General features: G+C 53.6%; 27 protein-coding genes and 2 riboswitches. Of the genes, 13 read left to right on the forward strand and 14 right to left on the reverse strand.

What is annotated here, in order from left to right; all coding sequences use genetic code 11:
- Positions 1–51: 51 nt before the first annotated feature.
- Together AMM03_RS01150 and AMM03_RS01155 are read right to left on the reverse strand one after the other, a co-directional pair.
- Positions 52–1,476, reverse strand: a complete 1,425-nt coding sequence (locus AMM03_RS01150) for an FAD-binding oxidoreductase (RefSeq protein WP_090128645.1) — start codon at positions 1,474–1,476, stop codon at positions 52–54.
- Positions 1,473–1,910 carry a DUF2069 domain-containing protein gene (locus AMM03_RS01155; protein WP_090128646.1) on the reverse strand — a complete coding sequence of 146 codons (438 nt, stop codon included), beginning with the start codon at positions 1,908–1,910 and terminating at the stop codon, positions 1,473–1,475. Before AMM03_RS01155 ends, AMM03_RS01150 begins: the two co-directional genes overlap by 4 nt.
- A gap of 21 nt (positions 1,911–1,931) precedes the next feature.
- Here AMM03_RS01155 and AMM03_RS01160 point away from each other — a divergent pair, with 21 nt between their 5' ends.
- On the forward strand, positions 1,932–3,155 hold the full coding sequence (locus tag AMM03_RS01160; RefSeq protein ID WP_090128647.1) for a YihY family inner membrane protein: 1,224 nt from the start codon (positions 1,932–1,934) through the stop codon (positions 3,153–3,155).
- Here AMM03_RS01160 and AMM03_RS01165 read toward each other — a convergent pair.
- From AMM03_RS01165 to AMM03_RS01175, 3 genes are read right to left on the reverse strand one after another with little or no spacing between them, the layout of a single operon-like run.
- Positions 3,145–3,477: an Mpo1-like protein gene (locus AMM03_RS01165; RefSeq protein WP_228764561.1), complete on the reverse strand. Its 333-nt coding sequence runs from the start codon at positions 3,475–3,477 to the stop codon at positions 3,145–3,147. The two genes, AMM03_RS01160 and AMM03_RS01165, sit on opposite strands and share 11 nt — an antisense overlap.
- 58 nt (positions 3,478–3,535) lie before the next feature.
- Complete coding sequence (locus AMM03_RS01170; RefSeq protein ID WP_090128649.1) at positions 3,536–4,342, reverse strand: alpha/beta fold hydrolase; 807 nt, start codon at positions 4,340–4,342, stop codon at positions 3,536–3,538.
- Complete coding sequence (locus AMM03_RS01175; protein ID WP_090128650.1) at positions 4,339–5,667, reverse strand: O-acetylhomoserine aminocarboxypropyltransferase; 1,329 nt, start codon at positions 5,665–5,667, stop codon at positions 4,339–4,341. The genes AMM03_RS01170 and AMM03_RS01175 overlap by 4 nt, the downstream gene beginning before the upstream one ends.
- 112 nt (positions 5,668–5,779) lie before the next feature.
- Between AMM03_RS01175 and AMM03_RS01180 the strand changes: the two genes are divergently transcribed.
- From AMM03_RS01180 to AMM03_RS01195, 4 genes are read left to right on the forward strand one after another with little or no spacing between them, the layout of a single operon-like run.
- Complete coding sequence (locus AMM03_RS01180; RefSeq protein ID WP_090128651.1) at positions 5,780–6,250, forward strand: CBS domain-containing protein; 471 nt, start codon at positions 5,780–5,782, stop codon at positions 6,248–6,250.
- 14 nt (positions 6,251–6,264) lie between these two features.
- Positions 6,265–7,344 carry a chorismate synthase gene (gene aroC / locus AMM03_RS01185; RefSeq protein WP_090128652.1) on the forward strand — a complete coding sequence of 360 codons (1,080 nt, stop codon included), beginning with the start codon at positions 6,265–6,267 and terminating at the stop codon, positions 7,342–7,344.
- Between the two features lie 9 nt (positions 7,345–7,353).
- Positions 7,354–8,556: an MFS transporter gene (locus AMM03_RS01190; protein WP_090128653.1), complete on the forward strand. Its 1,203-nt coding sequence runs from the start codon at positions 7,354–7,356 to the stop codon at positions 8,554–8,556.
- Between the two features lie 14 nt (positions 8,557–8,570).
- Positions 8,571–9,452 carry an alpha/beta fold hydrolase gene (locus AMM03_RS01195; protein ID WP_228764525.1) on the forward strand — a complete coding sequence of 294 codons (882 nt, stop codon included), beginning with the start codon at positions 8,571–8,573 and terminating at the stop codon, positions 9,450–9,452.
- 4 nt (positions 9,453–9,456) lie between these two features.
- On the opposite strand, the gene aroQ is transcribed toward AMM03_RS01195, so the two are convergent.
- The gene (gene aroQ / locus AMM03_RS01200) at positions 9,457–9,900 is read right to left on the reverse strand and encodes a type II 3-dehydroquinate dehydratase (RefSeq protein ID WP_194942712.1); all 444 of its coding nucleotides are present in this window, start codon (positions 9,898–9,900) and stop codon (positions 9,457–9,459) included.
- 119 nt (positions 9,901–10,019) lie between these two features.
- Between aroQ and AMM03_RS01205 the strand changes: the two genes are divergently transcribed.
- The 5 genes from AMM03_RS01205 to AMM03_RS01225 are packed head-to-tail and all read left to right on the forward strand — an operon-like array spanning position 10,020 to position 12,581.
- Complete coding sequence (locus tag AMM03_RS01205; protein WP_090128654.1) at positions 10,020–10,679, forward strand: DsbA family oxidoreductase; 660 nt, start codon at positions 10,020–10,022, stop codon at positions 10,677–10,679.
- A 3-nt stretch (positions 10,680–10,682) separates the two neighbouring features.
- A complete protein-coding gene (locus AMM03_RS01210) occupies positions 10,683–11,072 on the forward strand; it encodes a thiol-disulfide oxidoreductase DCC family protein (protein ID WP_090128655.1) in 390 nt (129 codons plus the stop codon).
- Complete coding sequence (locus AMM03_RS01215; RefSeq protein ID WP_090128656.1) at positions 11,069–11,785, forward strand: SDR family NAD(P)-dependent oxidoreductase; 717 nt, start codon at positions 11,069–11,071, stop codon at positions 11,783–11,785. The genes AMM03_RS01210 and AMM03_RS01215 overlap by 4 nt, the downstream gene beginning before the upstream one ends.
- Before the next feature lie 26 nt (positions 11,786–11,811).
- On the forward strand, positions 11,812–11,991 hold the full coding sequence (locus AMM03_RS01220) for a hypothetical protein (protein WP_090128657.1): 180 nt from the start codon (positions 11,812–11,814) through the stop codon (positions 11,989–11,991).
- A complete protein-coding gene (locus AMM03_RS01225) occupies positions 11,988–12,581 on the forward strand; it encodes a histidine phosphatase family protein (RefSeq protein ID WP_090128658.1) in 594 nt (197 codons plus the stop codon). The genes AMM03_RS01220 and AMM03_RS01225 overlap by 4 nt, the downstream gene beginning before the upstream one ends.
- Before the next feature lie 28 nt (positions 12,582–12,609).
- Here AMM03_RS01225 and AMM03_RS01230 read toward each other — a convergent pair whose 3' ends face one another.
- From AMM03_RS01230 to AMM03_RS01255, 6 genes are all read right to left on the reverse strand, one after another.
- Entirely contained in the window at positions 12,610–14,568 is a 1,959-nt protein-coding gene (locus AMM03_RS01230) for a B12-binding domain-containing radical SAM protein (protein ID WP_090128659.1), read from the reverse strand.
- 12 nt (positions 14,569–14,580) lie between these two features.
- Positions 14,581–15,066, reverse strand: coding sequence for a GNAT family N-acetyltransferase (locus tag AMM03_RS01235; protein ID WP_090128660.1), 486 nt, complete (start codon positions 15,064–15,066; stop codon positions 14,581–14,583).
- A complete protein-coding gene (gene gcvP / locus AMM03_RS01240; protein WP_090128661.1) occupies positions 15,063–17,966 on the reverse strand; it encodes an aminomethyl-transferring glycine dehydrogenase in 2,904 nt (967 codons plus the stop codon). Before gcvP ends, AMM03_RS01235 begins: the two co-directional genes overlap by 4 nt.
- Positions 17,967–18,019: 53 nt before the next feature.
- Positions 18,020–18,391, reverse strand: coding sequence for a glycine cleavage system protein GcvH (gcvH, locus tag AMM03_RS01245; RefSeq protein WP_090128662.1), 372 nt, complete (start codon positions 18,389–18,391; stop codon positions 18,020–18,022).
- A gap of 83 nt (positions 18,392–18,474) precedes the next feature.
- The gene (gcvT, locus tag AMM03_RS01250) at positions 18,475–19,632 is read right to left on the reverse strand and encodes a glycine cleavage system aminomethyltransferase GcvT (RefSeq protein ID WP_194942767.1); all 1,158 of its coding nucleotides are present in this window, start codon (positions 19,630–19,632) and stop codon (positions 18,475–18,477) included.
- A gap of 14 nt (positions 19,633–19,646) precedes the next feature.
- Positions 19,647–19,777, reverse strand: a riboswitch (glycine riboswitch).
- 17 nt (positions 19,778–19,794) lie between these two features.
- Positions 19,795–19,898: riboswitch (glycine riboswitch) on the reverse strand.
- Positions 19,899–19,932: 34 nt separating this feature from the next.
- Positions 19,933–21,630, reverse strand: a complete 1,698-nt coding sequence (locus AMM03_RS01255) for an electron transfer flavoprotein-ubiquinone oxidoreductase (protein WP_090128663.1) — start codon at positions 21,628–21,630, stop codon at positions 19,933–19,935.
- 138 nt (positions 21,631–21,768) lie between these two features.
- Here AMM03_RS01255 and AMM03_RS01260 point away from each other — a divergent pair, with 138 nt between their 5' ends.
- Positions 21,769–22,191, forward strand: a complete 423-nt coding sequence (locus AMM03_RS01260) for an acyl-CoA thioesterase (protein WP_090128664.1) — start codon at positions 21,769–21,771, stop codon at positions 22,189–22,191.
- 28 nt (positions 22,192–22,219) lie between these two features.
- On the opposite strand, the gene AMM03_RS01265 is transcribed toward AMM03_RS01260, so the two are convergent.
- Positions 22,220–22,828, reverse strand: coding sequence for a peroxidase-related enzyme (locus tag AMM03_RS01265; RefSeq protein WP_090128665.1), 609 nt, complete (start codon positions 22,826–22,828; stop codon positions 22,220–22,222).
- 78 nt (positions 22,829–22,906) lie between these two features.
- Between AMM03_RS01265 and AMM03_RS01270 the strand changes: the two genes are divergently transcribed.
- Positions 22,907–23,614, forward strand: coding sequence for a CoA transferase subunit A (locus AMM03_RS01270; RefSeq protein ID WP_090128666.1), 708 nt, complete (start codon positions 22,907–22,909; stop codon positions 23,612–23,614).
- 2 nt (positions 23,615–23,616) lie between these two features.
- The gene (locus AMM03_RS01275; RefSeq protein ID WP_090128667.1) at positions 23,617–24,258 is read left to right on the forward strand and encodes a CoA transferase subunit B; all 642 of its coding nucleotides are present in this window, start codon (positions 23,617–23,619) and stop codon (positions 24,256–24,258) included.
- 80 nt (positions 24,259–24,338) lie between these two features.
- On the opposite strand, the gene AMM03_RS01280 is transcribed toward AMM03_RS01275, so the two are convergent.
- The gene (locus tag AMM03_RS01280; protein ID WP_090128668.1) at positions 24,339–25,817 is read right to left on the reverse strand and encodes an NAD-dependent succinate-semialdehyde dehydrogenase; all 1,479 of its coding nucleotides are present in this window, start codon (positions 25,815–25,817) and stop codon (positions 24,339–24,341) included.
- Between the last annotated feature and the right edge of the window lie 22 nt (positions 25,818–25,839).

A 25,839-nucleotide genomic window follows, 5' to 3' on the forward strand; every position in this document is an offset into this window, starting at 1 on the left:
ATGGTTTGGATGAGGGCGCTGCCGTGGGTGTCTTTGAATTGAAGACTTGGCCTAAATTTTAATCACTCTGCCAGGGTTCATGATGTTGTGAGGATCCAAGGCTAGTTTGATGGCCTTCATCATGGCCAAAGCCGTAGGATCTTTGTAATGGGTCAGCTTGCCGGCCTTGAGGCTGCCAATGCCGTGCTCGGCACTGATCGAGCCATTGAAAGCTTTGACTTGGTCAAAAACCCACGTATTGACTTCATCTTCATGATTTTTGAGGAAGGCTGGGCCGTCGGCGCCTGCGGGAGCTTGAACGTTGTAATGCAAATTGCCATCGCCCAAATGGCCGAAGTTAACCAAGCGAATGCCAGGTATTTTGGTCTGCAACAAGGCGTCGGTCTCGGCCACAAATTGAGGGATGCGCGAAACCGGCACACTGATGTCGTGTTTGATATTGAGGCCTTCTGTGGCTTGCGCCAATGGAATGCTTTCACGAATTTGCCAAAGGCTGTGCGCCTGCGCCAAACTTTCAGCCACCACGGCGTCTGTCACCCAGCCATTTTCTAGCGCGGTTTCCATGAGGCTCTCAAACCCAATACGGGCATGCGCTTCAGACTCGTGGTCTGAGTTTTCTAAGAGCACACACCAAGGCGTCTCTTTGAACAAAGGCACGCGCAGTTGAGGGTGGTGTTTGTCGACCAAGCTCAGAGCAAATTGGCCCATCACTTCAAAGCCCGTTAGGCCTGCGCCCAAGCGCTCGTGCGCCAAGCCCAAAAGCAAGACAGCCGCTTCCATGCTGGGCACCGCGGCCCATGCTGTCAGTTGTGCGGCTGGCTGAGGGTATAGCTTCATGCAGGCCGCCGTGATGATGCCCAATGTGCCTTCGCTGCCAATCATCAGATTGCGCAAATCGTAGCCCGTGTTGTCTTTGCGCAGGCCCGATAAGCCGTGCCAAATATCGCCTTGGGCTGTCACAACTTCAAGACCCAGACACAGCTCGCGTGTGTTGCCAAATCGAACCACTTGGGTGCCACCTGCATTGGTGCCTAAGTTGCCCCCCAATGTGCAACTGCCTTCGGCGGCCAGACTCAAGGGAAACAGGTAGCCCGCTTTGTCGACATGTTCTTGTACCTGTTGCAAGACACATCCGGCTTCGGCCACCACGGTCAGATTGGCCGCATCGAGCGACCGTATTTGATTCATGCGCTGCAAACTCAAGACCACTTGCTGGCCTGTGTCGTCTGGGATCGAGCCCACGGCCAGGCCAGTGTTGCCACCCTGCGGCACGATGCTAGCCTTGGCTTTGACGCAAGCTTTTACAACCTCTGAGACTTCTTGAACATTGGCGGGTCGGACCACGGCCAAGGCCAAGCCTTGCGCACGCTTGCGCCAATCTTGCTCCCAGGCACTCAAGTCGGTTTGAGGATCCTCATGGGTGAGGACATTGGAGGCGCCACAAATTTGGCGCAAGGAATCCAATAAAGCACTCATTTTGAAATTTCAGTTGGCTGTTCAGTTTCGGTGATTTGTGTATCGTTGGCCCTGGCCATTTGAAAGCGCCATCGGACATGAAAGGCACACGCTGCAAAAAGCATGACACACAAGATGGTTTCGGCCAAGGCAAGGCCTGCAGACCAACCCTTGTCGCCCCAGGCTCTGACCACGCCTTCAATGAAATAAAGCCAAACCATGAGGCTCACCCAGCGGTAGGTGTACATGCGGTTTTTGAGCAGACCGGCCAGGGGCCAGCAGAGGGGGAGGACCTTGAGGGCCCACCAGGACCCACCTTCGCGCAAGGGTGCGAGCCACAGTTCCCAGAGCAAACCCAGCAAAATGAGGGCTAAAAGACTGCCGACAGCCACCCAACGGGTGAATTCAATGCTTTGAGGGCTGAGAAAAGTGGAATTTTGAGAAGAGTTGTTCATGGCGATGGCATCATACCGGTCATGAAGCCGATTGACTCTCTCCACGCCAGTTTGAACGCATTTGTTCAATTCCCTTGGCGCCAAATGTTGCGTACTTTGTGGACACGGTTCCGTGAAGTCCGCTTGGGCATGACGGCCAGTTCACTGACTTTCACCACGGTTTTGGCCCTGGTGCCTTTGTTTACCTTGATCTTGGCCATTTTTACCGCGTTTCCCATCTTTTCTCAGGTGCAGGATCAATTGCAACGCTGGCTGATTGAAAGCTTGGTGCCAGAAAGCATTTCCCGCCAAGTCTTGGGGTCATTGACGCAATTTTCAAAGAAAGCCAGCCGATTGGGCTTGTTCGGATTGGCTGCGGTCGTTTTGGCTTCCGTTGCCTTGTTGGTGACCATTGATCGAACCATGGGTCAAATATGGCGCGTCGGTCGTCAGCGGCCCTGGTCGCAAAGGTTGCTGCTTTATTGGGCTGGGTTGACGCTGGGACCTTTGTTGCTTGGCGCAAGCTTGGCCATTTCTTCGTACTTGTTCACAGGTTATTTGTCTGGTTTGGCCGACTGGCTGCCGGTGTCTGTCAGAAACTTATTGGATTTGGTTGAGTTTTCGTTGCTGGTGGCTTGCGTCACTGGTTTGTATTACTACTTGCCCAACACGCGTGTCGAATGGCGACATGCTCTGACGGGCGGTATTGCCGTGGCTTTGGGTTTGGAATTGGCCAAAAAGGGCTTGGCAGTTTACTTGGCGCAAATGCCCAGCTACTCGGCCATTTATGGCGCCTTCGCTGCGGTGCCCATTCTGTTGGTTTGGATTTATGTGGCTTGGGTGGTGGTGTTGCTGGGTGCTGTGATCACAGCCAGCCTGCCAGAAATTGGTCGTCAATCGAAGCGCATCGCCGATGGTCCAGGCTGGTCATTTCGCTTGGCATTAGAAATTTTGAGTCAACTATCAGTCGCCAGAAAATCGTCACCACAAGGCCTGCGATTGAGCGAAATGGCGGAGGCTTTGCACATTGAACATCGACATGCGCAACAAGTGTTGAATGCCCTTCATGACTTGAAGTGGATTGGAAAGCTCGAGCAATCTAACTCGCGCCTTGAAAGCGCGTGGGTCTTGTTGGTCGACTTGCAAGAGGTCTCGTTAGCGCCCTTGATGGACAGTTTGTGTTTGCATCAAACTGAAAACACGGCACTGCTCTGGCAACAAATGCACCTGCCCACCATCAAGGTGGCCGACGTCATTAAAACTTGATCTTGCCGATCCAGATGTCCTTGTACATGACCCAATCGCCCATGAAGCTGTAAAGCGGTCTTTTGAAACTGGCGGGTTTGTTTTTCTCAAACCCAAAGTGTCCAATCCAAGCGAAACCGTAACCGCACAACAAGCCGTATAAAAAATATTGGGGCTTGCCTGTGATGAAGAGCATGGCCAAACACATCAACGACAAACTAGAACCCACGAAGTGCAAACGTCGGCAGGTTTGATTGCTGTGTTCGTTCAAGTAAAACGGATAGAACTCCGCGAATGAATTGAACGCTGAAATATCAGGCGCAGCTTGGTCCTGTGCAGGCATGTTGTTGGTGTTGTTCATGGGGTGTCCTTGGGTCTTCTGGGCTGGGTGCCATCAAGCTTTAATGTTTGCAAAAAGCCACCATGGCCTTCAATGTTTCTTCGGGCGCTTCGACCATAAGTTGATGGCCTGCATTGACATAGGCAACTTGGCCATTGTGTGCCAGTTGAATCAAAGATTGGGCTGCTTTGGGTTGAGTCATTTGGTCTTTTTGACCCAGCAAAAAGAGCGTGGGGCATTGGACTTTGGCCATATCGACTTCGCCTTGATCGTATTGATCGCAAGCCTTAAAACCAATGTTAAAAATATTCTCGTTCGGGTTGCTGGCCAAGACCCGTCGCATGAGGGCTTTGCTGCCGCCTAACAACCAAGTACCCGGGCCCAAGGCACTGGGCGGTGGGGCCAGTGTGGAATGCGAAAACACATTGACCATGTGGATGGCTTTTTCGGGGGCATTCAGTGAACCTTCCAGCAACGCGGGCGAAACGCGCATGGGATAGGCCGTTCCCACCATGGCCAACTGAGAAACGCGCGTTGGATTTTCGGCAGCAGCGTGCAGTGCAATGAGCGAGCCAAAACTGTGACCCATCAAGACGGCTTTGGAGACACCCGCGACATCCAACAAAGCCATGACACTTTGGGCCGCAGACTGAACGGTGGCGGGCGCCTTGCCACCACTCCTACCGTGGCCGGGCAGGTCGATGGCCAAAACATTCCAGCCATGGTTGGCAAAGTAACGTGATTGCAAAATCCAAACACTGTGATCGTTTAAAACGCCGTGGATGAAGACGATGGTAGGCTTCTGCGGGTCAAAGGCTTTGCCACCTGTGTAGGCATAAAGCGGCGCGCCTTGAACGGTGTAGATCATGCGGCACCTCCAGCTTTGACAACTGCTTTTTCGGCAACCCGCAAGGCACGTTTCAAGTCGTCTATCAGGTCGTCTGGATCTTCCAGGCCAATGGACAAACGCACAGTGCCAGGGCCTATGCCAGAAGCCTTCAAAGTTTCGTCATCAACCCTGAAATGGGTGGTGCTGGCAGGGTGGATGACCAAAGAACGGCAGTCACCCACATTGGCCAAATGGCTGAACACTTGCAAGGCCTCAATGAAGGCTTTGCCTTGTTGACGCGTACCTGCAATGTCGAAACTGAACACAGAGCCAGCCCCCCTTGGCAATAGTTTTTGTGCCAACGCATGGCTGGGATGGCTTTCCAGCATAGGATGCCCCACACGGCTCACCATGGGGTGCGCCGCCAAAAAGTTGACGACTTTTTCGGTATTGCTGACGTGCCGCGCCATGCGCAGTGGCAGGGTTTCGATGCCTTGCAAAATGAGCCAAGCAGTGTGCGGACTCATGCAAGCACCAAAGTCACGCAGGCCTTCACGTCGGGCGCGCAACAAGAAGGCCCCAATGGTGCTCTCTTCAGTGAACACCATGTTGTGGAAGCCTTCGTAGGCTTGTGTGAGTTCAGCAAACTTGCCGTTTGTGTTGGGTCCATCCCAATCAAAGCTGCCACCATCGACCACCAAGCCGCCAATGACGGTGCCATGACCCGATAAAAATTTGGTGGCAGAGTGCACCACCAAATCGGCGCCGTGCTCAAGTGGCTTTAAGAGCCAGGGCGAGGTGAGGGTGGCATCGACCAACAGGGGCACGCCTGCCGCGTGTGCGATTTGACTGACGGCAGGCAAATCCAGAACGTCCATGCCAGGGTTGCCAACTGTTTCGCCAAAAAATAATTTGGTGTTGGGTTGAACTGCGGCACGCCAAGCATCCAAATCACCAGGTTTGACAAAGGTGGTCTCAATGCCAAAACGCCGAAGCGTGTAATGCAGCAAGTTGTGAGAGCCGCCATAAAGCGCTGACGATGCAACAACGTGAGAGCCAGCGCCCATCAGGGTGGTAACGGCCAAGTGCAAAGCAGCTTGACCGCTGGCGGTTGCAATGGCGCCAATACCGCCCTCTAAGGCGGCAATGCGTTGCTCTAAAACTGCGTTGGTGGGGTTGCTGATTCGGCTGTAAACATGGCCACCTCGCTCAAGGTTGAAGAGCGAAGCCGCTTGGTCACTCGACTCAAAAACAAAGGATGTGGTCAGGTGGATGGGGACTGCGCGAGCACCCGTCGCGGGGTCGGGGGCGGCGCCCGCATGCAGGGCCAATGTGTCAAAACCAGGGTCTGAGTAACCAGGCATAAAAATGCTCCAACAAAATACCTAAAGATTCGGGCAAGTGCTTAAGGGTAAGCTTTTACTGTTCTTAGTCAAGATTGTGGGCTATATTTGGAACTCACTAGGAGAACTCGCCATGAAAGTCAGTGACATCCTTCGAGTCAAGGGCAACATTCTGATCACGGTCAGGCCAGATGAAACCCTGGCCACCGCGGTACAAGTCATGTCCGAAAAGGACTTGGGCTCATTGGTGGTCATGGATCGCGGCAATTTGGTCGGCATGCTCACCTTCCGTGAAGTCATGAAATCGTTGGCCGAAAATAACGGCTCCATCGGAACTGTCTTGGTAGGCAGCTCAATGGACAAAGAACCCTTAACCTGCACCAGCGAAACCGACATGGACGATGTCCGCCGCATGATGTTGACCAACCACGCCAGGTACATGCCTGTGATAGAAAATCGCGTCCTGATGGGGGTGATCAGCTTCTATGACGTGGCCAAAGCCGTTGTCGATAGCCAAAATTTTGAAAACAAAATGCTCAAAGCCTATATCCGTGACTGGCCGGATGGCGATAACAAGCAAGAGAAAGAAGCGCCCTCCCTCTGAGATAATGGGGGACTATGAGCGGTAACACCTTCGGCAATTTATTCTCGGTCACCAACTTTGGTGAATCCCACGGCCCAGCCATTGGCTGTGTAATTGACGGCTGCCCACCCGGCATGCCTTTGTCCGAGGCCGATATCCAACCCGATCTCGACAGAAGGCGGCCTGGCACTTCCAAATTTGTCACCCAGCGCAATGAACCCGACACAGTTCAAATCTTGTCGGGCGTCTACCAAGGACTGACAACTGGCACACCCATTGCCTTGCTCATTCAAAACACAGACCAGCGCAGCAAAGACTACGGCGACATTGTTCAAACCTTTCGACCAGGTCATGCCGACTTCACTTATTGGCGTAAGTATGGCTTGCGCGATCCACGCGGTGGCGGCCGTTCCTCCGCGCGTTTAACGGCGCCCATGGTGGCTGCGGGTGCCGTGGCCAAGAAGTGGTTGGCTCAACAATATGGCACCACTTTCAAAGGCTGCATGACGCAAATTGGCGATCAAGTCATTGGCTTTGAGTCTTGGGACCACGTTCCCAACAATCCCTTCTTTGCGCCAATCGCCGATGTGTCTGCCCTCGAGGACTATATGAATGCATTGCGCAAGTCGGGCGACTCTTGTGGCGCCCGTTTGCGCGTGGTGGCTCAAGGTATGCCAGTCGGCTTGGGCCAGCCATTGTTTGACAAACTAGACGCCGACATTGCCTACGCCATGATGGGGATCAATGCGGTGAAGGGTGTTGAGATCGGTGCAGGTTTTGCATCTGTGACACAAAAGGGCAGCGAGCACGGCGACCCCATCACGGCCGACGGCTTTGTGGGCAATCACTCTGGCGGTGTTTTGGGCGGTATCAGTACAGGTCAAGACATTGAGGTGTCAATTGCGATCAAGCCCACCAGCTCCATTCTGATTCCTCGACCTTCCATTGATACACATGGCAACGCAGTGGAGGTGCTGACCAAGGGTCGTCACGATCCCTGCGTGGGCATCCGGGCCACGCCCATTGCAGAGGCCATGTTGGCCTTGGTCATCATCGACCATGCACTTCAACACCGCGCACAGTGCGGTGATGTGGCGCTAGCGACAAACAACTAAGGGGCATTTGTGCCCAACTCTGGCGCTGTCACCCGTCGGCAACTTGTGCCGTTTGCAGCGGTCTCTGCCACTTACTTTGCGCACATTGGGTTTTTCAATCCCTACTTGCCGCTGTGGTTGAAGGAGCTTGGCTATGGGCTGTTTGCCATCAGCGTCTTAACTTCTGTGCAAGCTGCCACGCGCTTGTTTGCCCCCTACGGTTGGGGTTGGCTGAGTGATCACACAGGCGAACGTGTCAAGTTGCTTCGTTATGGGGCCACCGTCGCACTGCTCTGCGCTTGCATCTTGCTGTTTGATTTGAGCCCCATTGCGTTGGGCTTGGTGCTGTTGATCATGTTCACGCACACCAGTTCCATGATGCCCATGAGTGAGGCCGCGATGGCGCATCTGGTCAGCCAAGGCGGCGCCTTTGATGCCAAGCGTTATGGCCGTGTGCGGCTGTTTGGCTCCATTGGATTTTTAGTGACAGTGTTCATGGCCGGTGCGTGGTTTGAATATTTTGGCATGCAGCATTTTCCGGGTTGGACTGTTTTGAGCTTGGTCGCTGTGACCGCCAGTGTTTGGCTGCTACCAGACCTTAAAGAAGCAACATCCACCAGTGATGTGAAAGAAGCCATTTGGCCTGTGCTGCGACAAAAGCATGTCTTGTGGTTTTTTGTCACTGCATTTTTTCATGTGCTGTCGCACATGGGTGTGTATGTGTTTTTCTCTCTGTACTTAGATTCATTGGGCTACAGCAAAGTCTGGATTGGTGTTTTGTGGGCAGTCTCAGTCATTGTCGAAATTGCTTGGTTCTTTTCTCAATCTAAATGGCTGCACCGATTGCCTTTGACGGGGTGGTTGCTGGTGTGTTCTGCGGCCATGACCTTGCGCATGGGCATGACAGCTCAGTGGGCCGATGTTTTGTGGGTTTTGCTCTTGGCCCAGGCTCTTCATGCACTGACCTTTGCAGCCAATCACACGGTTTGTGTGGCCCTCTTGTCTCATTATTTTCCGGGTCGACTCAGAGGGCGTGGACAGGCTTTGTACACCGTCATTGCCTATGGGTTTCCAGGCGTGTTGGGGGGCTTGGTGGGGGGCTTGCTGAGCGACAGACTAGGCCTTCAAAGTGTTTATTGGGTGTCCATGGCCACGGCATTGTTGGCAACCCTGGCCGCCTACAAAGTTTGGCGCATGCATCATCCGTTGGCAAATTTTTCGACCCCAAATTAATCGTTTTATTGAACATGACTTTGCAAGCAGAGCCCATTCAGCTGGATGATCAACTCAAAAGTCTGTTGAGTGCAGATGTAGCGCAGTTGTTGGCATTGGGTGAAAGGTACACCCTGCCTGGGCGAATGATTTGGCACGCATGGGGCCCAGAAAATGCGCGCACCTTTGTATTACTTCACGGCGGCAGTGGCAGTTGGACGCATTGGATCCAAAACATTGCGCCTCTAGTGGCCGATGGTTATCGGGTCTTGGCTATTGATTTGCCTGGCTTTGGTGACTCAGATCCGCCAGCCAAAGGGGGCGATGCGGATGCCTTGGTTGAACCGCTTCATGCAGCATGGCAACAGATGCGCCGCCACGACAACAATATCTTCATGGGCTTTTCTTTTGGCGGGATGACGGCAGCGATGTGGTTGGCGGCTTATCCGCAAGATGCGCAAGCGCTGGTCATGGTGGGTGCGCCTGGCTTTGGGTTGGCCTCGCCCAAAAGAATCCCTTTGAAGGGTTGGCGGCACTTGGCCACTGAGGCGTTGCAAGCGCAAGCGCATCGACACAACTTGTTGGGCTTGATGCTGCACGATGAAGCCAATTTAGATCCATTGGCCATGCGGCTGCATATTTTGAATGTGGTTCGCGACCGCATGACACGTCGTCGTTTGTCATCGACGCCTGTGTTGGTGCAGGCGATGCCCAAAATCAAATGCCCGGTGCATGTGATTTATGGGGAGTTTGATGCGTTTTATTTAGACCGCTTGCCCGAGGTAGAGCGCATGTTCAAACAAGTCACGCCCCAATTGGTGGCATGGCAACTGGTTCCAGGCATGGGCCATTGGGTTCAGTATGAGAACCCTGCTGCTTTTCAGCGTGCGTTGAAACACACGCTCAGTTTGGTGTAGATTTTTAAACGGCGGCCCTCACCGCTGACACGGCTGCACGCAAGCCCAACAAATAACTGTCAACGCCAAAGCCTGCAATTTGTCCCTTTGCAATTTCTGCAATGACCGATTGATGACGGAATTCTTCACGCGCATGAATGTTGGACATGTGGACTTCAATGATGGGGCACTTTAGGATGGCCAACGCATCGCGAATGCCGTAGCTGTAGTGTGTCCAGGCACCTGCGTTAATCATGACAGCGTCAACTTTGTCGGCATGTGCTTGGTGTATTTTTTCGGCCATGGCGCCTTCAAAATTGGTTTGAAAGCATTCCACTTCAGCACCCAGCTCTGTGCCGAGTTTTTTCACTTGTGCATCAATTTCAGCCAAGGTGATGGTGCCGTATTGGGCGGGGTCACGTTTGCCAAACATGTTCAAGTTGATGCCGTTCAAACACAAAATTTTCATGATCTTCCTCTGAAGTGGGGCGGCCAAAGATCCCTAGTCAAAGCATGGAATCTGGTCCCTGTAGCCCGATTTTCCAATATTTGAGGCAATATCTGGTTTTTATTCAAAAATCTTTTGCCATGGCCGCTACGCTGAAAATCGACTTCGTCTCTGACATTGCCTGCCCATGGTGTGCTGTGGGCTTGGGGGCTTTGGAGCAAGCCTTGGGTCAACTTAAGGGGGAAGTGCAGGCTAACTTGCATTTTCAACCCTTCGAACTGAACCCCCACATGGGGCCTGGCGGCCAAGATTTGGGCGAGCACCTGACCGAAAAATACGGTTCAACGCCAGAACAACAAGCCCAAATTCGCGCCAATATTTCTGCGCGGGGTGAAGAGGTTGGCTTTAAGTTCAATCCTGGTGGACGCGGCAGGGTCTACAACACCTTCAATGCACATCGATTGTTGCATTGGGCTGGTGTGAAGGGCCCAGAAGGCAGTCAGCATGCTTTGAAGCGTGCCTTGCTTGAAGCTTATCAAGGCCGCGCTGAAGTGGTGGAGTCAGATGACGTATTGTTGGCGGTTGTCGCTTCTGTGGGCTTGGATGTGGCAGAGGCGCAAAGCATTTTGTCATCCGATACCTATGCACAGGAAGTGCGTGAAATTCAGCGCTTTTACCAACAAGCGGGTATTCACTCGGTGCCTGCGGTCATCATCAACGACAAGCATTTAATCTCGGGTGGTCAACCCGCAGCCGTGTTTGAGCAAGCACTTAGACGCATCGCATCTGGTGAAGTTTGACGCATGAGGCCCCTGACCATTTACTACGATGGCAGCTGTCCTTTGTGTCGGCGAGAGATTGCTTTTTACAAAAGCAATCCGGATGCGGCGCAACTGGTGTGGCACGACGTCAGTGTCAATTTTCAAGCCAATGACGATTCAAGTTTGGGTGATGGCCTGAGCTGTCAGCGCGCCATGGCGTACTTTCATGTTCGCGACACACAAGGGCGATTGTTTGAAGGCGGTGCTGCATTTGCTCGCCTTTGGTTGGAGTTGCGTGGCTGGCGCATGGCGGGGCGCGTGTTTTCAGTATGGCCATTTAGCTGGGCCATTCAGGTGGGTTACAAAATGTTCTTGCCCATTCGGCCTACAGTGCAAAAGTATTTACTCAAGTGGGATGCGCGGCATTCATGAGCACCTACCAAGCTTTGGTCTTGGGGGCCAGCGGCGCTATCGGCGCGGCTTTTTTAAAGCATTTTGAAAAGGACCCGCATTGCAGTTTGGCTGTGGGTTTGTCACGCCCAAAAAGTTCTCATGCTGATTTGCAATTTGAATTGGAAAATGAAGAGAGCATGGCGCACTGCGCTGCTGCGCTGCGCAATCCTTCAGGTCCCTATGGCGTCTGTGAATTCAAATGGGTCATTGACGCCACAGGTGCTCTGACCATTGACAATCTGGGGCCAGAAAAGCGTTTAGAGGCTTTAAATTCAAAACAATTGTTGCGGCAGTTTGAAGTGAATGCGGTCGGGCCGGCCTTGCTGATGAAACATTTTTTTCCTTTGCTTTTGCCGCAAGAAAATGCGTACTACGCCACGCTGTCTGCTCGCGTGGGCAGCATTGAGGACAATCACAAGGGTGGATGGTATGGCTACCGCGCGGCCAAAGCGGCCAGAAACATGTTGCTGCAAACTGCGGCCATTGAAGCCGCTAGAAAGAGACCTTTAAGTGTGTTTGTTGCATTGCAGCCAGGCACAGTCCAATCCAATTTGTCTGCTAAGTTTGTTGCTGCGCAAGATGCCCTCACACCTGAAGATTCTGTTTCTCAGATGATGAATGCGTTGACTCATTTGAAACCCACAGGCCGGGCTCAGTTTGTAGATTACGCTGGCTGTGAAATTCCATGGTGATGAACCATGCCTCTAAGGAGAATTGAATGAAAGAAGATCCAAGATGCTGCGGCACAGGTACCTGCATCATTGACCCCGAGGGGCGATGCTGGTGTGGCCAGCAATGGGATGGCGAGAAGATGGCCATGCCCAAACTGGATGCGCCCAACCCAACACCGCCCTCTAACCAGAATGGCCAAGCTAGCTCATCAGGCGAGTCCCTATGAAACAAAAACTGATGCGTTCAATGATGAGGTGGGTAGCGCTGTGCTTTGTGTTGAGCACTTTTGGCATGGCAACTGTTCATGCCAGCGAGCTGTCCGATGCATTGAAAAAATCGGACCATGTCTTGTTGATGCGCCATGCCTTGGCGCCTGGCATTGGTGACCCCGCAGGTTACACGTTGAAAGATTGCAAAACGCAAAGAAATCTAGACGGCAAGGGACGCGAACAGGCGCAGCGCACAGGCCAGTGGCTAAAGGCCCAAGGCGTTGGTCAAGCGCTAGTGTTTAGCAGCGCGTGGTGTCGTTGCAAGGAAACTGCTGAGAAATTGGGTTTAGGACTTCCGGTCCATGAAGCCTCCTTGAACTCTTTCTTTGATGACATGCGTCAGGCCTCGCAAAGCAATCAGAGACTTCAGAAGTTCATTGCAAATCAACTGAAAATCAAACAGGATCAGGCTTTGATATTGGTGACGCACCACGTCAACATTGCCGAATTCATGGGGCAGAACGTGGGGTCAGGCGACATGGTCTTGGCCAAGGTCGATGCCAATGGCAAGGTCTTGTCTTACAAAGTTTACCCAAGCCCTGAATGATGTTGATTGGCATCCCTCGGCGGATGCTTTATCGGTTCAAGGCTTGTGCAATTTTGTGTCGTGACACGGTGCTCTTAGGAATTTTGAACGCTGGGCTTTTACCGCCTGCATGTTCAATGAGTGCATCTTGGAACCAACTGCGGACATCTTCTTCAACGCCAATGCCGTGCATGTAGTTGTAGATGGCCTTCTTCAAGCCGAGGCCCAACAGATCGTGATCGACACCCGTCGGGTCAATAAAGCCGATGTCGTTTTTGCCAAAACTGACGGGCGGCAAGGGAATCAATTCAATGCCGTACTCCTTGGGATTCAAGCCAACAGGTGAGTGCACGGTACAGGCAAAGCGATGGAAGAAACCGCTTTGAATGCAGCCGTTTTCAAAGAGCTGCCGGACGTACTCGAGCGCATCCACCGTGTCTTGTACCGTCTGAGTTGGGAAGCCGTACATGAGGTAGGCATGCACCAAGATACCTGCTTCTGAAAACCCTTTGGTAACCTGCGCCACTTGCTCAACGGAGACGCCTTTCTTCATGAGCTTGAGCAATCGGTCTGAGGCCACTTCAAGGCCACCCGACATGGCAATACAGCCGCTCTCGGCTAACAATTCAGCCAACTCGGGGGTGAAGGTTTTTTCAAAGCGGATGTTGCCCCACCAAGAAATGTGCACCTTTCTGCGAATCAATTCTTCGGCCAAAGCTTTGAGGGCTTTGGGTGGTGCGGCTTCATCGACAAAGTGAAAACCCGTCTGGCCGGTTTCTTTCACAATTTGCTCAATGCGGTCTACCAGCAATGTGGCCGAGGCGGTTTCGTAGCGCGAGATGTAGTCAAGGCTGACATCGCAGAAGCTGCACTTTTTCCAATAGCAACCATGCGCCACCGTGAGCTTGTTCCAACGCCCATCACTCCAGAGGCGGTGCATGGGGTTGAGCATGTCCAGCAAAGACAAATAGTCGTTCAAGGGCAAGCCATCCCAAGTGGCGGTACCCACTTCTTCAAAGGGTACGTCGGGCTCTGACCAGTTCATCAATTGAACGGTGCCCGTGTCTGGTTTGCGAACAAAGGTACGGATCAAACGGGCAGTGGCACGTTGACCTTGCAAATGTTCGAGCAAGGCCAGCAAAGGACGTTCGCCAGAATCTAGGGTGACAAAGTCGACGTAATCGAACACCCTAGGTTCTGTGAGTTCGCGCAGTTCGGTGTTGACAAAGCCACCGCCCAACGCAATGTGAATGTGCGGGTGATGCTGCTTGATGCACTGTGCAATTCTGAAGGCAGCATAGACGGCGCCAGGGAAGGGCACGGACAGCAGGACCAAAGAAGGTTGATGTTTCTCGATGGCCTTTAGCGTCAGGGCCTGCAGTGTCTCGTCCATCAAGGTGAGGGGGGCTGCCAATGCAGTCGCCAAAGGCTCAAACGTGGCCTGGCTTCCGGCCAAGGATTCACCATAGCGCACAAATTCAAACCGGCTGTCGACAGCATCGCGCAACACATCGGCCAAGTCGTTCAAATACAAGGTGGCCAAATGACGCGCACGGTCTTGTTGGCCTAAGGCGCCAAAGGCCCATGCCAAGGGGTCGGCCGATTCGCCATCGTCGTAGGCATCAAGCGCCGCAAAGCGAGGACCTTCTGGCAAAAAGCCTCGGCCAGCGATACGGTGGCTTAAGGTGCTGTCCTTGCCTTGTAAGTAGGCGATGGTGGGCGCGATGGTGTTTTCATAGCGCTCAAAGAAATCTAAGAAAAAATTAACACTGGCACTGCGCTCGGCTTCTGGCAAGGCCAGGGCTTTGTCTCTGACTTGCTTTAAGCCATTAGAGGTGAATAATTTCAAGACCAATTTCAGGGCCAAATCTTCTTGTGTGGCTGCTACCCCGCGCGAACGCAAAAAGCCCGTCAAGTATGCAGTCGACGGATAAGGCGTGTTGAGCTGCGTCATCGGCGGGATGACGCTCAAGACGCTAAAGGGTTTTGTCGTGGGTGAGGAATTCATGCACCCGTGACTTTACAGCCACTTTTGCATGAATTGCGCTTGTCCGGCGGCTGGATCGAGTTCGTATTGTTCAAAACCAAAGCGTTTGTAGCTGGCCATGGCAGGCGCATTGCCACTCAGCACCTCTAAGGTGAGCTTGCAGCAGCCACGCGAAAGGGCATGGGCTTCGGCGGCTAGGAGCAGGGCTTGGCCAACGCCTTGGCCACGGTGGCCCGCCAAGACGGCGATGTCGTGCACATTGAGCAAGGGCTTTGCCTTGAAGGTGGAATAGCCTTCAAAGCAATTGATCAGGCCAATGGGTTGGCCGTCTAACCATGCGATGAAACTGGCCGCACCTGCAATACGTGACATGTCAGCGCACAAGCGTGACGAAGCTTCTGGTTTGAGCGCCTCGCCGCCGCCCATCGGATCTTGGGCATAGGCGTCCAGCAAAAAGACCAGCGCTTGCGCATCCTGTGCGTTGAGGTAATCAACGCGTTGTACGTTCAAGGCTTTCATCTGGCGTAGTCACTCATGGGCACGCAACTGCAGAACAGGTTGCGATCGCCGTACACGTTGTCGACACGGCCCACTTGAGGCCAGTACTTCACGCTGTTTAAAGGACGACCGGCTTGTGCCGCGCCCACTTCGCGTGAGTAAGGGCGGTTCCAATCCGCCGCCATCAAACTGGCTGCTGTGTGCGGCGCATGCTTGAGCGGGTTGTTGTCTTGTGGCCAATCACCGTTTTCAATGAGCCTGACCTCTTCGCGGATGGCAATCATCGCGTCAATGAAGCGATCGATCTCTTCCAATGTTTCACTTTCGGTAGGCTCCACCATGAGCGTATTGGCGACAGGAAAGGAGAGTGTGGGTGCATGAAAGCCATAGTCCATCAAGCGCTTGGCCACGTCTTCGGCCATCACGCCGCTGGTGTCTTTCAAGCCACGCAAATCCAAAATGCATTCATGCGCCACATGACCCGCTTTGCCGTTGGCGCCCGCGCTGGCGTACAGCGTTGGGTAGTGATCGGCCAATCGACGGCTAATGTAGTTGGCCGCCAAAATGGCCGCCTCAGTCGCGTGCTTCAATCCTTCTGCGCCCATCATGCGGCAATACATCCAGCTGATAGGTAGCACAGCCGCATTGCCCAAAGGTGCGGCAGACACGGCGCCTACGCCGTTGACTTTCAAACCGCCGGTGGCGTGGCCTGGCAAGAAAGGCACCAAGTCTTCGACCACGCAAACAGGGCCTACACCTGGTCCGCCACCGCCGTGGGGAATGCAGAATGTTTTGTGCAAATTGAGGTGGCTCACGTCGCCACCAAATTCGCCGGGCGCCGCAACACCTACCAAAGCGTTCATGTTGGCGCCATCCACATACACGCGGCCGCCGTGCTGATGCACCAACTCGCACAGTGCTTTGACTTGGGTTTCAAACACGCCATGCGTGCTGGGGTAGGTGATCATGACCGCCGCCAAGTTGGCGCTGTGCTGCTCGCACTTGGCTTGGAGGTCGTTCATGTCGACGTTGCCTTGCGCATCGCAAGCCGTCACCACCACTTGCATGCCAGCCATTTGTGCGCTAGCGGGATTGGTGCCATGGGCGCTGGAGGGAATGAGGCAGATGTTGCGATGGCCTTGGCCCTTGGCCTCGTGGAAGGCTTTGATGACCAACAGGCCTGCATATTCACCTTGCGAACCCGCGTTAGGTTGCAAGCTGATGCCGGCATAGCCTGTGGCTTGGCACAACCACTCGCGCAGCTGTTCATCGAGCAAGGCGTAGCCTTTGAGTTGATCGGCCGGTGCAAAGGGGTGCATGTTGGCAAACTCGGGCCAAGTGATGGGGATCATCTCGCTGGTGGCGTTGAGCTTCATGGTGCAAGAGCCCAGCGGAATCATGCTGCGATCGAGTGCCAAGTCTTTGTCGCTCAACTGGCGGATGTAGCGCAACATGCCCGTTTCAGAGTGATAACGATTGAACACGGGGTGCGTGAGGTATGCACTGGTGCGGCGCAGGCCTGTGGGAACGAGGTTGTCGCGGCCCTTTTCAAAAGGCGCCCAGTCGGGCAGGGCTTGACCGCCTTCTGCAAAGCTAGACCACAGCTTTTCGATGTCGTCGCGCGTGGTGGTTTCGTCCAACGAAACAACAATGCTGTCGGCAGAGAGCTTTCGCAGGTTCATGCCTTTGAGCAAGGCTTTTTGTAATACGGCATCGGTGCGTGTGCCGGTGATCACTTGCAAGGTGTCAAAGGCAGATTTGTGCGCCAGTTTGCAACCAAGTTGTTCTAAACCTTCTGCCAAGATGGCCGTGAAGCTGGCCACACGCTGCGCAATGCGCTTCAAGCCCACAGGGCCGTGGTACACGGCGTACATGCTGGCCACCACGGCAGGCAAGACCTGCGCAGTGCAAATGTTGGAGGTGGCTTTTTCGCGGCGAATATGCTGTTCGCGAGTTTGTAAAGCCAAGCGATAAGCGGGGTTGCCATGCACGTCCACACTCACGCCCACCAAGCGGCCGGGCATGGAGCGTTTGAAGTCGTCGCGGCAGGCCAAGTAAGCCGCGTGGGGGCCACCGGCGCCCATGGGCATGCCAAAGCGTTGGGTGGTGCCCACCACAATGTCAGCACCCAATTCGCCGGGTGGTGTGACCAAGGTGAGGGCTAACAAATCGGCTGCAACGATGAAGGCGGCTTGCGCAGTGTGGGCCTGCGCGATGACATCTTTCAAATCGTGAATCATGCCGGCGGTGGAGGGGTACTGCGCCACGACTGCAAAGTAGTCGTGTTGTTTCATCAACTCGGGGACAAAGCCCACCAACACGGTCAAGCCCAAAGGCGCAGCGCGAGTTTGAATCACTTCAATGGTTTGCGGATGGCAATCGCCGGCCACAAGGATGTTGTTGCTTTTCGATTTGACCGAACGCTTGGCCAAGGTCATGGCTTCGGCAGCGGCAGTGGCTTCGTCCAACATCGAGGCGTTGGCAATGGGCATGGCGGTTAAATCGCAAACCATGGTTTGGAAGTTGACCAAGGCTTCCATGCGGCCTTGGCTGATCTCGGCTTGGTAGGGTGTGTAAGCCGTGTACCACGCTGGGTTTTCCAAAATGTTGCGAAGGATCACGCCGGGTGTGTGATTGCCGTAATAGCCTTGGCCAATGAAACTTTTGAGAATTTTGTTTTGTTGCGCCATGGCTTTGAGTTCGGCCAAGGCGTTGGCCTCGGTGATGGGTGCCGGCAATTTCATGGCCACGCTGCGCGCAATGGAAGCGGGCACGATACTGTCAATGAGCGCACGGCGCGAGGCCTCGCCAATGACCGACAACATGTGATGTTCATCTGCTTCACTGATGCCAATGTGGCGTGCAATGAATTCGCTCTCATTTTCGAGCTGACTTAAAGGGGCGGCAGATGACATCAACATGGTGGGGCTTTCAAACGCAAAGTTCGATCAAAGAAAACAACTCAAAATGGATTTCAGTTTGCTGCTGCAAACGCGGTGTAGGCGGTTTCATCCAGCAACGCATTGACTTGCGATGCATCTGACAACTTCACTTTGAAGAACCAACCGGCACCCAGGGGGTCGGTGTTGGCCAAAGAAGGATCGCCACGCAGGGCTTCATTCACTTCGGTAATTTCACCGCTAATGGGCATGTAGACATCCGCCGCAGCCTTCACAGACTCAACCACGCCAGCCACAGCCTTTTGTTCAAAGCTGCTACCGACTTCGGGCAACTCCACAAACACCACATCACCCAACGCATCTTGCGCGTGGTGCGTAATGCCCACAGTGGCCACATCGCCTTCAACCTTGATCCACTCGTGCTCTTCGGTGTACTTCAAACTCATTTTTATCTCCTGTTAAATAGGTTCAGTTAATTGGGGTCAGATCACAATTAATTATCGGGGGCAGATCACAATTGTTGTGTTTTTTAGCCGCGGTAGTAGCGGTTCGGTACAAACGGCATGGCGCTCACCGTCATGGGCACCGCTTTGCCGCGCACCATGGCATTCACAACCGTGCCAATCGCAGCATTTGCAGCGTCCACATAGCCCATGGCTACGGGCAGATTGGCGGTGGGGCCTAGTAAACCACTGGACACTTCACCGATCTTGACGCCTTGCAAGCTTTGCAGTTCTACGTGTTCACGAACGGGCACACGCTCTTGCGCAATGAAACCCACACGTTTGCGGGTGAGGGGATACGTGCCATCCAATTGGCCCAACACGATGTTGGCACCTGGGAATCCGCCAGCGCGAGCACCACCAGTTCGGCGTACTTTTTGAAGGGCCCAGTTGAGGCCTGCTTCTATGGGCGTGGTGGTGGTGTCGATGTCGTTGCCGTACAAACACAAACCCGCTTCGAGGCGCAAAGAATTGCGAGCCCCCAAACCAATGGGCTTCACTTCCGCTTGCGCCAACAAAGCCCGCGCAAACGCATCGACTTGGTCGTTGCCGACAGAAATTTCAAAACCGTCTTCGCCTGTATAGCCAGAGCGTGTAATGAAAAGATCCGCACCTTGCCAATCAAACGATGCACCGGTCATGAACACTAACTTTTCAACGCCTGGCACCATGCGTGACAAGGCATCCACCGCCTTAGGACCTTGCAAAGCCAAGAGCGCACGCTCGGGCATGGGAATGACCTGGCAACGTGCGCCAATGCGCGCTTGAATGTGCGCAATGTCATTGACTTTGCAAGCGCCGTTCACAATCACAAAAATATCTGTGCCGCGGTTGACAAACATCAAGTCGTCAATGATGGTGCCTTCGTCGGTGAGCAGCAAACCATAGCGCTGTTTGCCCACTGGCAAATCGATCACGTCGATAGGCATCAAGGATTCAAACGCCGCCGCTGCATCGGGGCCTACCAAACGCAATTGGCCCATGTGAGACACATCAAACAAACCTGCTTCGGCGCGCGTGTGGTGGTGCTCAGCCATCAAACCCATGGGGTATTGCACAGGCATGCTGTAACCTGCAAAAGGCACCATGCGAGCGCCAAGCTCGATGTGCAAAGCATTGAGAGGGGTGTTGAGCAAAGCGGTGTCAGCGGACAATTGAAATCTCCAAGGGCAAAGTAAAACCATGACCGAAATCATGGGTTGCCCTCGCTGTCCGCTTTACCTGAGCGATTCGCCGGTTGCGTCCTTCATGTGAAAGACCCACTGCGGGTTGCGCCTTCGGTGGAGGGTTCGACCGGATGGTCCGCCCTCTCTCTCCAGTGAGGATGCGCTGATAAAAAAAGTTAACAGCGTTTGTCAGTCCTGGGTACCTGAGCGTTCAGAAATTTTGAGGTTTCCTGCGCCTTCGGTGGCAGCCTTGTGACAAGGCCGCGCTCTCCTGACGGTTGAAATTATAAACAGGTCTTGAGAACCTGCCAGCACTTTTTACATGCCGGAGTAGTTAGGTCCGCCACCACCTTCTGGCGTAACCCAGACGATGTTTTGCGTTGGATCTTTGATGTCGCAGGTTTTGCAATGCACGCAGTTTTGCGCATTGATTTGCAGGCGATCGGATTGATCTTCGTTCTTAACGTATTCGTAAACACCTGCTGGGCAATAACGTGCCTCAGGGCCCGCATACCTGGCCAAGTTGATACCCACTGGCACGCTGGCGTCCTTCAAGGTGAGGTGCGCCGGTTGGTTTTCTTCGTGGTTGGTGTTGCTGATGAACACACTCGACAAACGATCAAACGTGAGCTTGCCATCGGGCCTGGGGTATTCAATGGGTTGGCATTCGGCCGCAGGCTTGAGGTAAGTGTGGTCGGCTGCTGCACGGCGAAGGGTCCAGGGCACATGGCCACGCAACACAAATTGCTCCACACCGGTCATGAGCGTGCCCACCGTGCGGCCTTTTTTGAACCACTGCTTGAAGTTGCGGGCCTTGTTCAACTCGGTGTGCAACCAGCTGTTTTCAAATGCTTCTGGGTAGGCGCTGAGTTCGTCATGCGCGCGGCCCGCTTGCAAAGCATCGTACGCTGCTTCGGCGGCCAACATGCCCGTTTTGATAGCGGCGTGGCTGCCCTTGATGCGGCTGGCGTTGAGGTAACCAGCATCGCAACCCACCAATGCGCCGCCTGGGAAGACGGTTTTGGGCAGCGACAAAAGTCCGCCAGCCGTAATGGCACGTGCACCATAAGAAATGCGTTTGGCCGGTGCAATGCCTTTGGCCTCGTCGCCTTCAAAGTACCAACGGATGTTGGGGTGTGTTTTAAAGCGCTGGAATTCTTCAAAAGGGCTGAGCCATGGGTTGGTGTAATCCAAGCCCACTACAAAGCCGACCACCACTTTGTTGTCTTCCATGTGATACAGGAAAGAGCCGCCGTAAGTGTTTTCGTCCAAGGGCCAGCCGGCGCTGTGCAAAGCCAAACCAGCTTGGTGACGCGCGGGATCAATTTCCCAAAGTTCTTTGATGCCGATGCCGTAGCTTTGTGGGTCTTTGCCGTCGTCCAATTTGAATTTAGAGATGACTTGCTTGCCCAAGTGGCCGCGCGCACCTTCAGCAAACACGGTGTACTTGGCGTGCAGTTCCATGCCTAACTGGAAGCTATCAGTGGGCTCGCCATCTTTGCCAATGCCCATGTTGCCAGTGGCCACACCTTTGACAGAGCCGTCGTCGTTGTACAAAACTTCTGCCGCGGTAAAGCCAGGGAAAATTTCAACGCCCAGGGCTTCGGCTTGTTCACCTAACCAGCGGGTAAGGTTGCCCAAGCTGATGATGTAGTTGCCATCGTTGTGAAAGCAGGGGGGCAGCGCGAAGTTGGGGACGCGTGTGGCGCCGTTTTCAGTGGTCATCAAGAAGATGTCTTCTGTGACCGGTTGATTCAAGGGAGCGCCCATTTCTTTCCAATTGGGAAAGAGTTCCGTTAGCGCAATGGGGTCCATGATGGCGCCCGACAAAATGTGCGCGCCTGGCTCAGAACCTTTTTCTAACACCACGACAGAGACGTCATTGCCTTTTTCTTGCGCCAATTGTTTGAGGCGAATGGCTGTGGACAAACCTGCGGGGCCACCGCCCACCACCACCACGTCGTATTCCATGGATTCGCGGGGACCGTGTGTGTTCAAAATCTCTTCGGGTGTCATGAGGGACTCACATCAAGTTGAAAGACAGGAAACCAAATTTGGGTGAATTGTTCATTTTAAGCATGGAAGAGGCAAAATCTGGCTCTAGAAGGTCACCAAAGTGATGACTTAGGCCAATGCAATTAGTTGAGATGAACGATGAAATTCGAAATACCTGAGATCAAGAAAAAAGTTCACGAAATGATCATCCCCATTCGTTGGGGTGACATGGATGCCATGGGGCATGTGAACAACACGGTTTATTTCAGGTACCTAGAAACGGTGCGAATTGATTATTTCCAATCCATTGGCTGCGAACCTAATCCGCAAGGGCAGGGGCCCGTCATCGTGAACGCCTTTTGCAACTTCTACAAACAATTGGAATATCCGGGCAACGTGCTGGCCAAAATGTACGTGAGCGATCCTGCGCGCACCACCTTTGAAAGCTGGTGCACCTTGGAGTTGGTGGACAAGCCAGGCGTGATTTACGCAGCCGGGGGCGCCACCACCATTTGGGTGGACTTTCCGCAGCAAAAAGCCGTGACCTTGCCTGACGACATCAGGGTGCGTGTCACGCCCTGATCAAAAACAAGCGCAAGTTTGAGTTTAATTATTTCTGCTTGGGCACTCGGCCCATCAAATAAAACTCGGGGTTGGGCATCATGTTGCTAAAACTGGCCATGCGGTTGGACAAGCCAAAGAAAGCGGTAATGGCTGCAATGTCCCAAATGTCCTCGTCATTCAAGCCATGCGCATGCAAGGGCGCAAAGTCTGCATCTTCAATTTGGTCACTGTGCAGACACACTTTCATGGCGAAATCGAGCATGGCACGTTGACGCGGTGAAATATCGGCTTTGCGGTAGTTCACGGCCACTTGATCGGCCACCAAGGGTTTCTTTTCGTAAATGCGCAGAATGGCGCCGTGGGCCACCACGCAATACAAGCAGTTGTTGGCTGCGCTGGTGGTGGTGACGATCATTTCCCGATCGCCCTTGGTCAAATTGCTGGTGCGGCCCACCGATTCGGGCACCATCAATGCATCGTGATAGGCAAAAAATGCGCGCCATTCCGCAGGGCGGCGGGCAAAAGCCAAGAAAACCTGAGGCACGAACCCAGCTTTTTCTTGAACTTCCAGAATTTTGGCCCGAATGTCCTCTGGGACGTCTTGGAGTTCCGGGGCAGGGTAGCGAGGTGTTTTGGGTGTAGCGGTGTTGTTCATGGCTGTCCTTGTCAGTTTAGTGATTCTATTCACCTATTACACTATTGGTTTTAAGTTTTTCCCTCTTAGGAGCGCCCTGTGAACAAGATTTTTCCCTCTGCGGCCGAAGCGCTGAAAGGCGTTGTGGCAGATGGCCAATTGCTGGCTGTAGGTGGCTTTGGCCTCTGCGGTATTCCTGAAGCATTGATCGATGCCCTGCGCGATTCAGGCGTCAAAAACCTGACGGCCATTTCCAACAATGCGGGTGTGGATGGTTTCGGCTTGGGCAAGTTGCTTGAAACCCGTCAAATCAAAAAAATGATTTCATCGTATGTGGGTGAAAACAAAGAGTTTGAACGTCAGTTTTTGGCGGGTGAACTTGAATTGGAATTCACACCGCAGGGCACCTTGGCCGAAAAGCTTCGCGCAGGGGGCTCTGGCATTCCAGCCTTCTTTACCAAAACAGGCGTAGGCACTGTGGTGGCCGATGGCAAAGAATTGCGCGAATTCGATGGCGAAACTTATGTCATGGAACGCTCTTTGGTGCCCGACGTTTCTTTGGTCAAGGCATGGCGTGCCGATAAGTCAGGCAACTTGCAATTTCGCCTAACGGCCCGCAACTTCAATCCTGCTGTGGCCATGGCAGGCAAGTTATGCATCGTCGAAGTCGAAGAAATTGTAGAAACAGGCGACATGGTGCCTGATCAAATTCATTTGCCCGGTATTTACGTTCACCGTTTGGTGCTCAACAAACACCCCGAAAAACGCATTGAAAAACGTACCGTCACAGAAAAAGCAGGAGTCTGAATATGAGCTGGAGTCAAGATCAAATGGCAGCCCGTGCTGCACACGAACTGCAAGACGGTTTCTATGTGAACTTGGGCATTGGTATTCCCACTTTGGTGGCCAACCATGTGCCTAGCAACATTGAAGTTTGGTTGCAGTCCGAAAATGGTATGTTGGGCATTGGCCCTTTTCCCACTGAAGATGAAGTCGATGCCGACTTGATCAATGCGGGCAAGCAAACAGTCACCACCATCAAAGGCACCTCCATTTTTGGCAGCCACGACAGCTTCGCCATGATCCGTGGCGGCAAAATCAATTTGTCTATTTTGGGCGCCATGCAGGTGAGTGAAAAGGGTGACCTGGCCAATTGGATGATTCCAGGCAAGATGGTCAAGGGCATGGGCGGCGCCATGGACTTGGTGGCGGGTGTCAAGCGCGTCATCATTTTGATGGAACACGTGGCCAAGAAAAAAGACGGCACTGAAGATTTGAAAATCTTGCCTCAGTGCACTTTGCCATTAACGGGTGTGGGTGTGGTCGATCGCATCATCACCGACTTGGCCGTCATGGATGTGGTGCCTGAAGGTTTGAAGGTCATCGAATTGGCCAACGGCGTGACACCAGAATTGTTGCAAAGCAAAACAGGCGTCAAGTTGATTTTCTGAATCACCTAAGCCCATAGAAAAAGCCGCTTGAATTTATCAAGCGGCTTTTTTGTGCGTCAACTAAGCGGAAGGTGAGTTACTTATTTCAAAATATCGCCCATGCACAAGTACTTCATCTCGAGGTACTCTTCCATGCCATGGTGTGAACCTTCTCGGCCCAAGCCCGATTGCTTCACGCCGCCAAACGGCACATGCTCTGTGGCAATGACGCCCACGTTGATACCGACCATGCCGTATTCCAAACCTTCGCTGACACGGAAGATGCGGCCCACGTCGCGGCTGTAGAAATAACTGGCCAAACCAAACTCGGTGTTGTTGGCCGCATCGATGGCTTCTTGTTCTGTTTTGAATTTGAAGACCGGCGCGAAGGGGCCAAAGGTTTCTTCTTTGGCGCACAGCATGTCTGCTGTGGCATTGCCAATGACAGTGGGTTCAAAGAACTGACCGTTCAGTGCCTTGCCGCCTGCCAAAACCACGCCGCCTTTGGCTTTGGCGTCTTCGACGTGGCGCGTGACTTTTTCTAGAGCTGCTGGTTCAATCAGGGGGCCTTGCATCACGCCATCTTCAAAGCCATTGCCCACTTTGAGGGCCTTCACTTTGGCAGCGAACTTTTGCACAAACGCGTCATAAACCGACTCTTGGACGTAGATGCGATTGGCGCAAACGCAAGTCTGACCGGCGTTGCGGTACTTGCTGGCCATGGCGCCTTCTACAGCGCTGTCGATGTCGGCATCGTCAAACACGATGAAGGGCGCATTGCCACCCAATTCGAGGGAGAGTTTCTTGACGGTCGGTGCAGACTGCGCAATCAAGATGCGGCCCACTTCGGTGCTGCCCGTGAAGCTGATGTGGCGAACGATATCGCTTGAACAAAATACTTTGCCAGCCGCAATACTATTGTCTGAATCGGCAGTGAGCAAATTGATCACGCCAGCAGGAATGCCGGCACGAATGGCCAGTTCACCGGCTGCCAAAGCCGTGAGAGGCGTGAGCTCTGCAGGCTTAATGACCACGGTGCAACCAGCGGCCAGTGCGGGCGCCACTTTGCGGGTGATCATGGCCAAAGGGAAATTCCAGGGGGTGATGGCGGCACAAACGCCAATGGGTTGTTTGATGACCATCAGGCGACGGGTGTTGTCAAACTGGGGCAGGGTCTCGCCATTTACACGTTTGGCTTCCTCTGCGTACCACTCCACAAAGCTGGCGCCATACATCACTTCGCCTTTGGCTTCTGCAAAGGGCTTGCCTTGCTCGGCGGTCATGATGCGGCCTAAATCTTCGACGTTGGCCATTAGCAGGTCGTACCACTTGCGCAGCAAAATGCTTCGCTCTTTGCTGGTTTTGCCGCGCCAAGCGGGCAGTGCGGCGTTGGCGGCGGCAATGGCGGTTTCGGCTTCTTTGGCGCCTAAATTGGCCACATCGGCCAATTTCAGGCCTGTGGCTGGATCGTTGATGTCAAAACGACCACTTCCCTTGACCCATTCGCCATTGATCAAAGCATCGGTCTTGAAAAGGCTGGGGTCTTTGAGCAAAGCCAGCGGGGAGGTTTTCATGTCCATGGGGGTCTCCTAGGGGGGATCT

The organism is Limnohabitans sp. Rim11, from assembly GCF_001269365.1.
Classification (GTDB): Bacteria; Pseudomonadota; Gammaproteobacteria; order Burkholderiales; family Burkholderiaceae_C; genus Limnohabitans_A.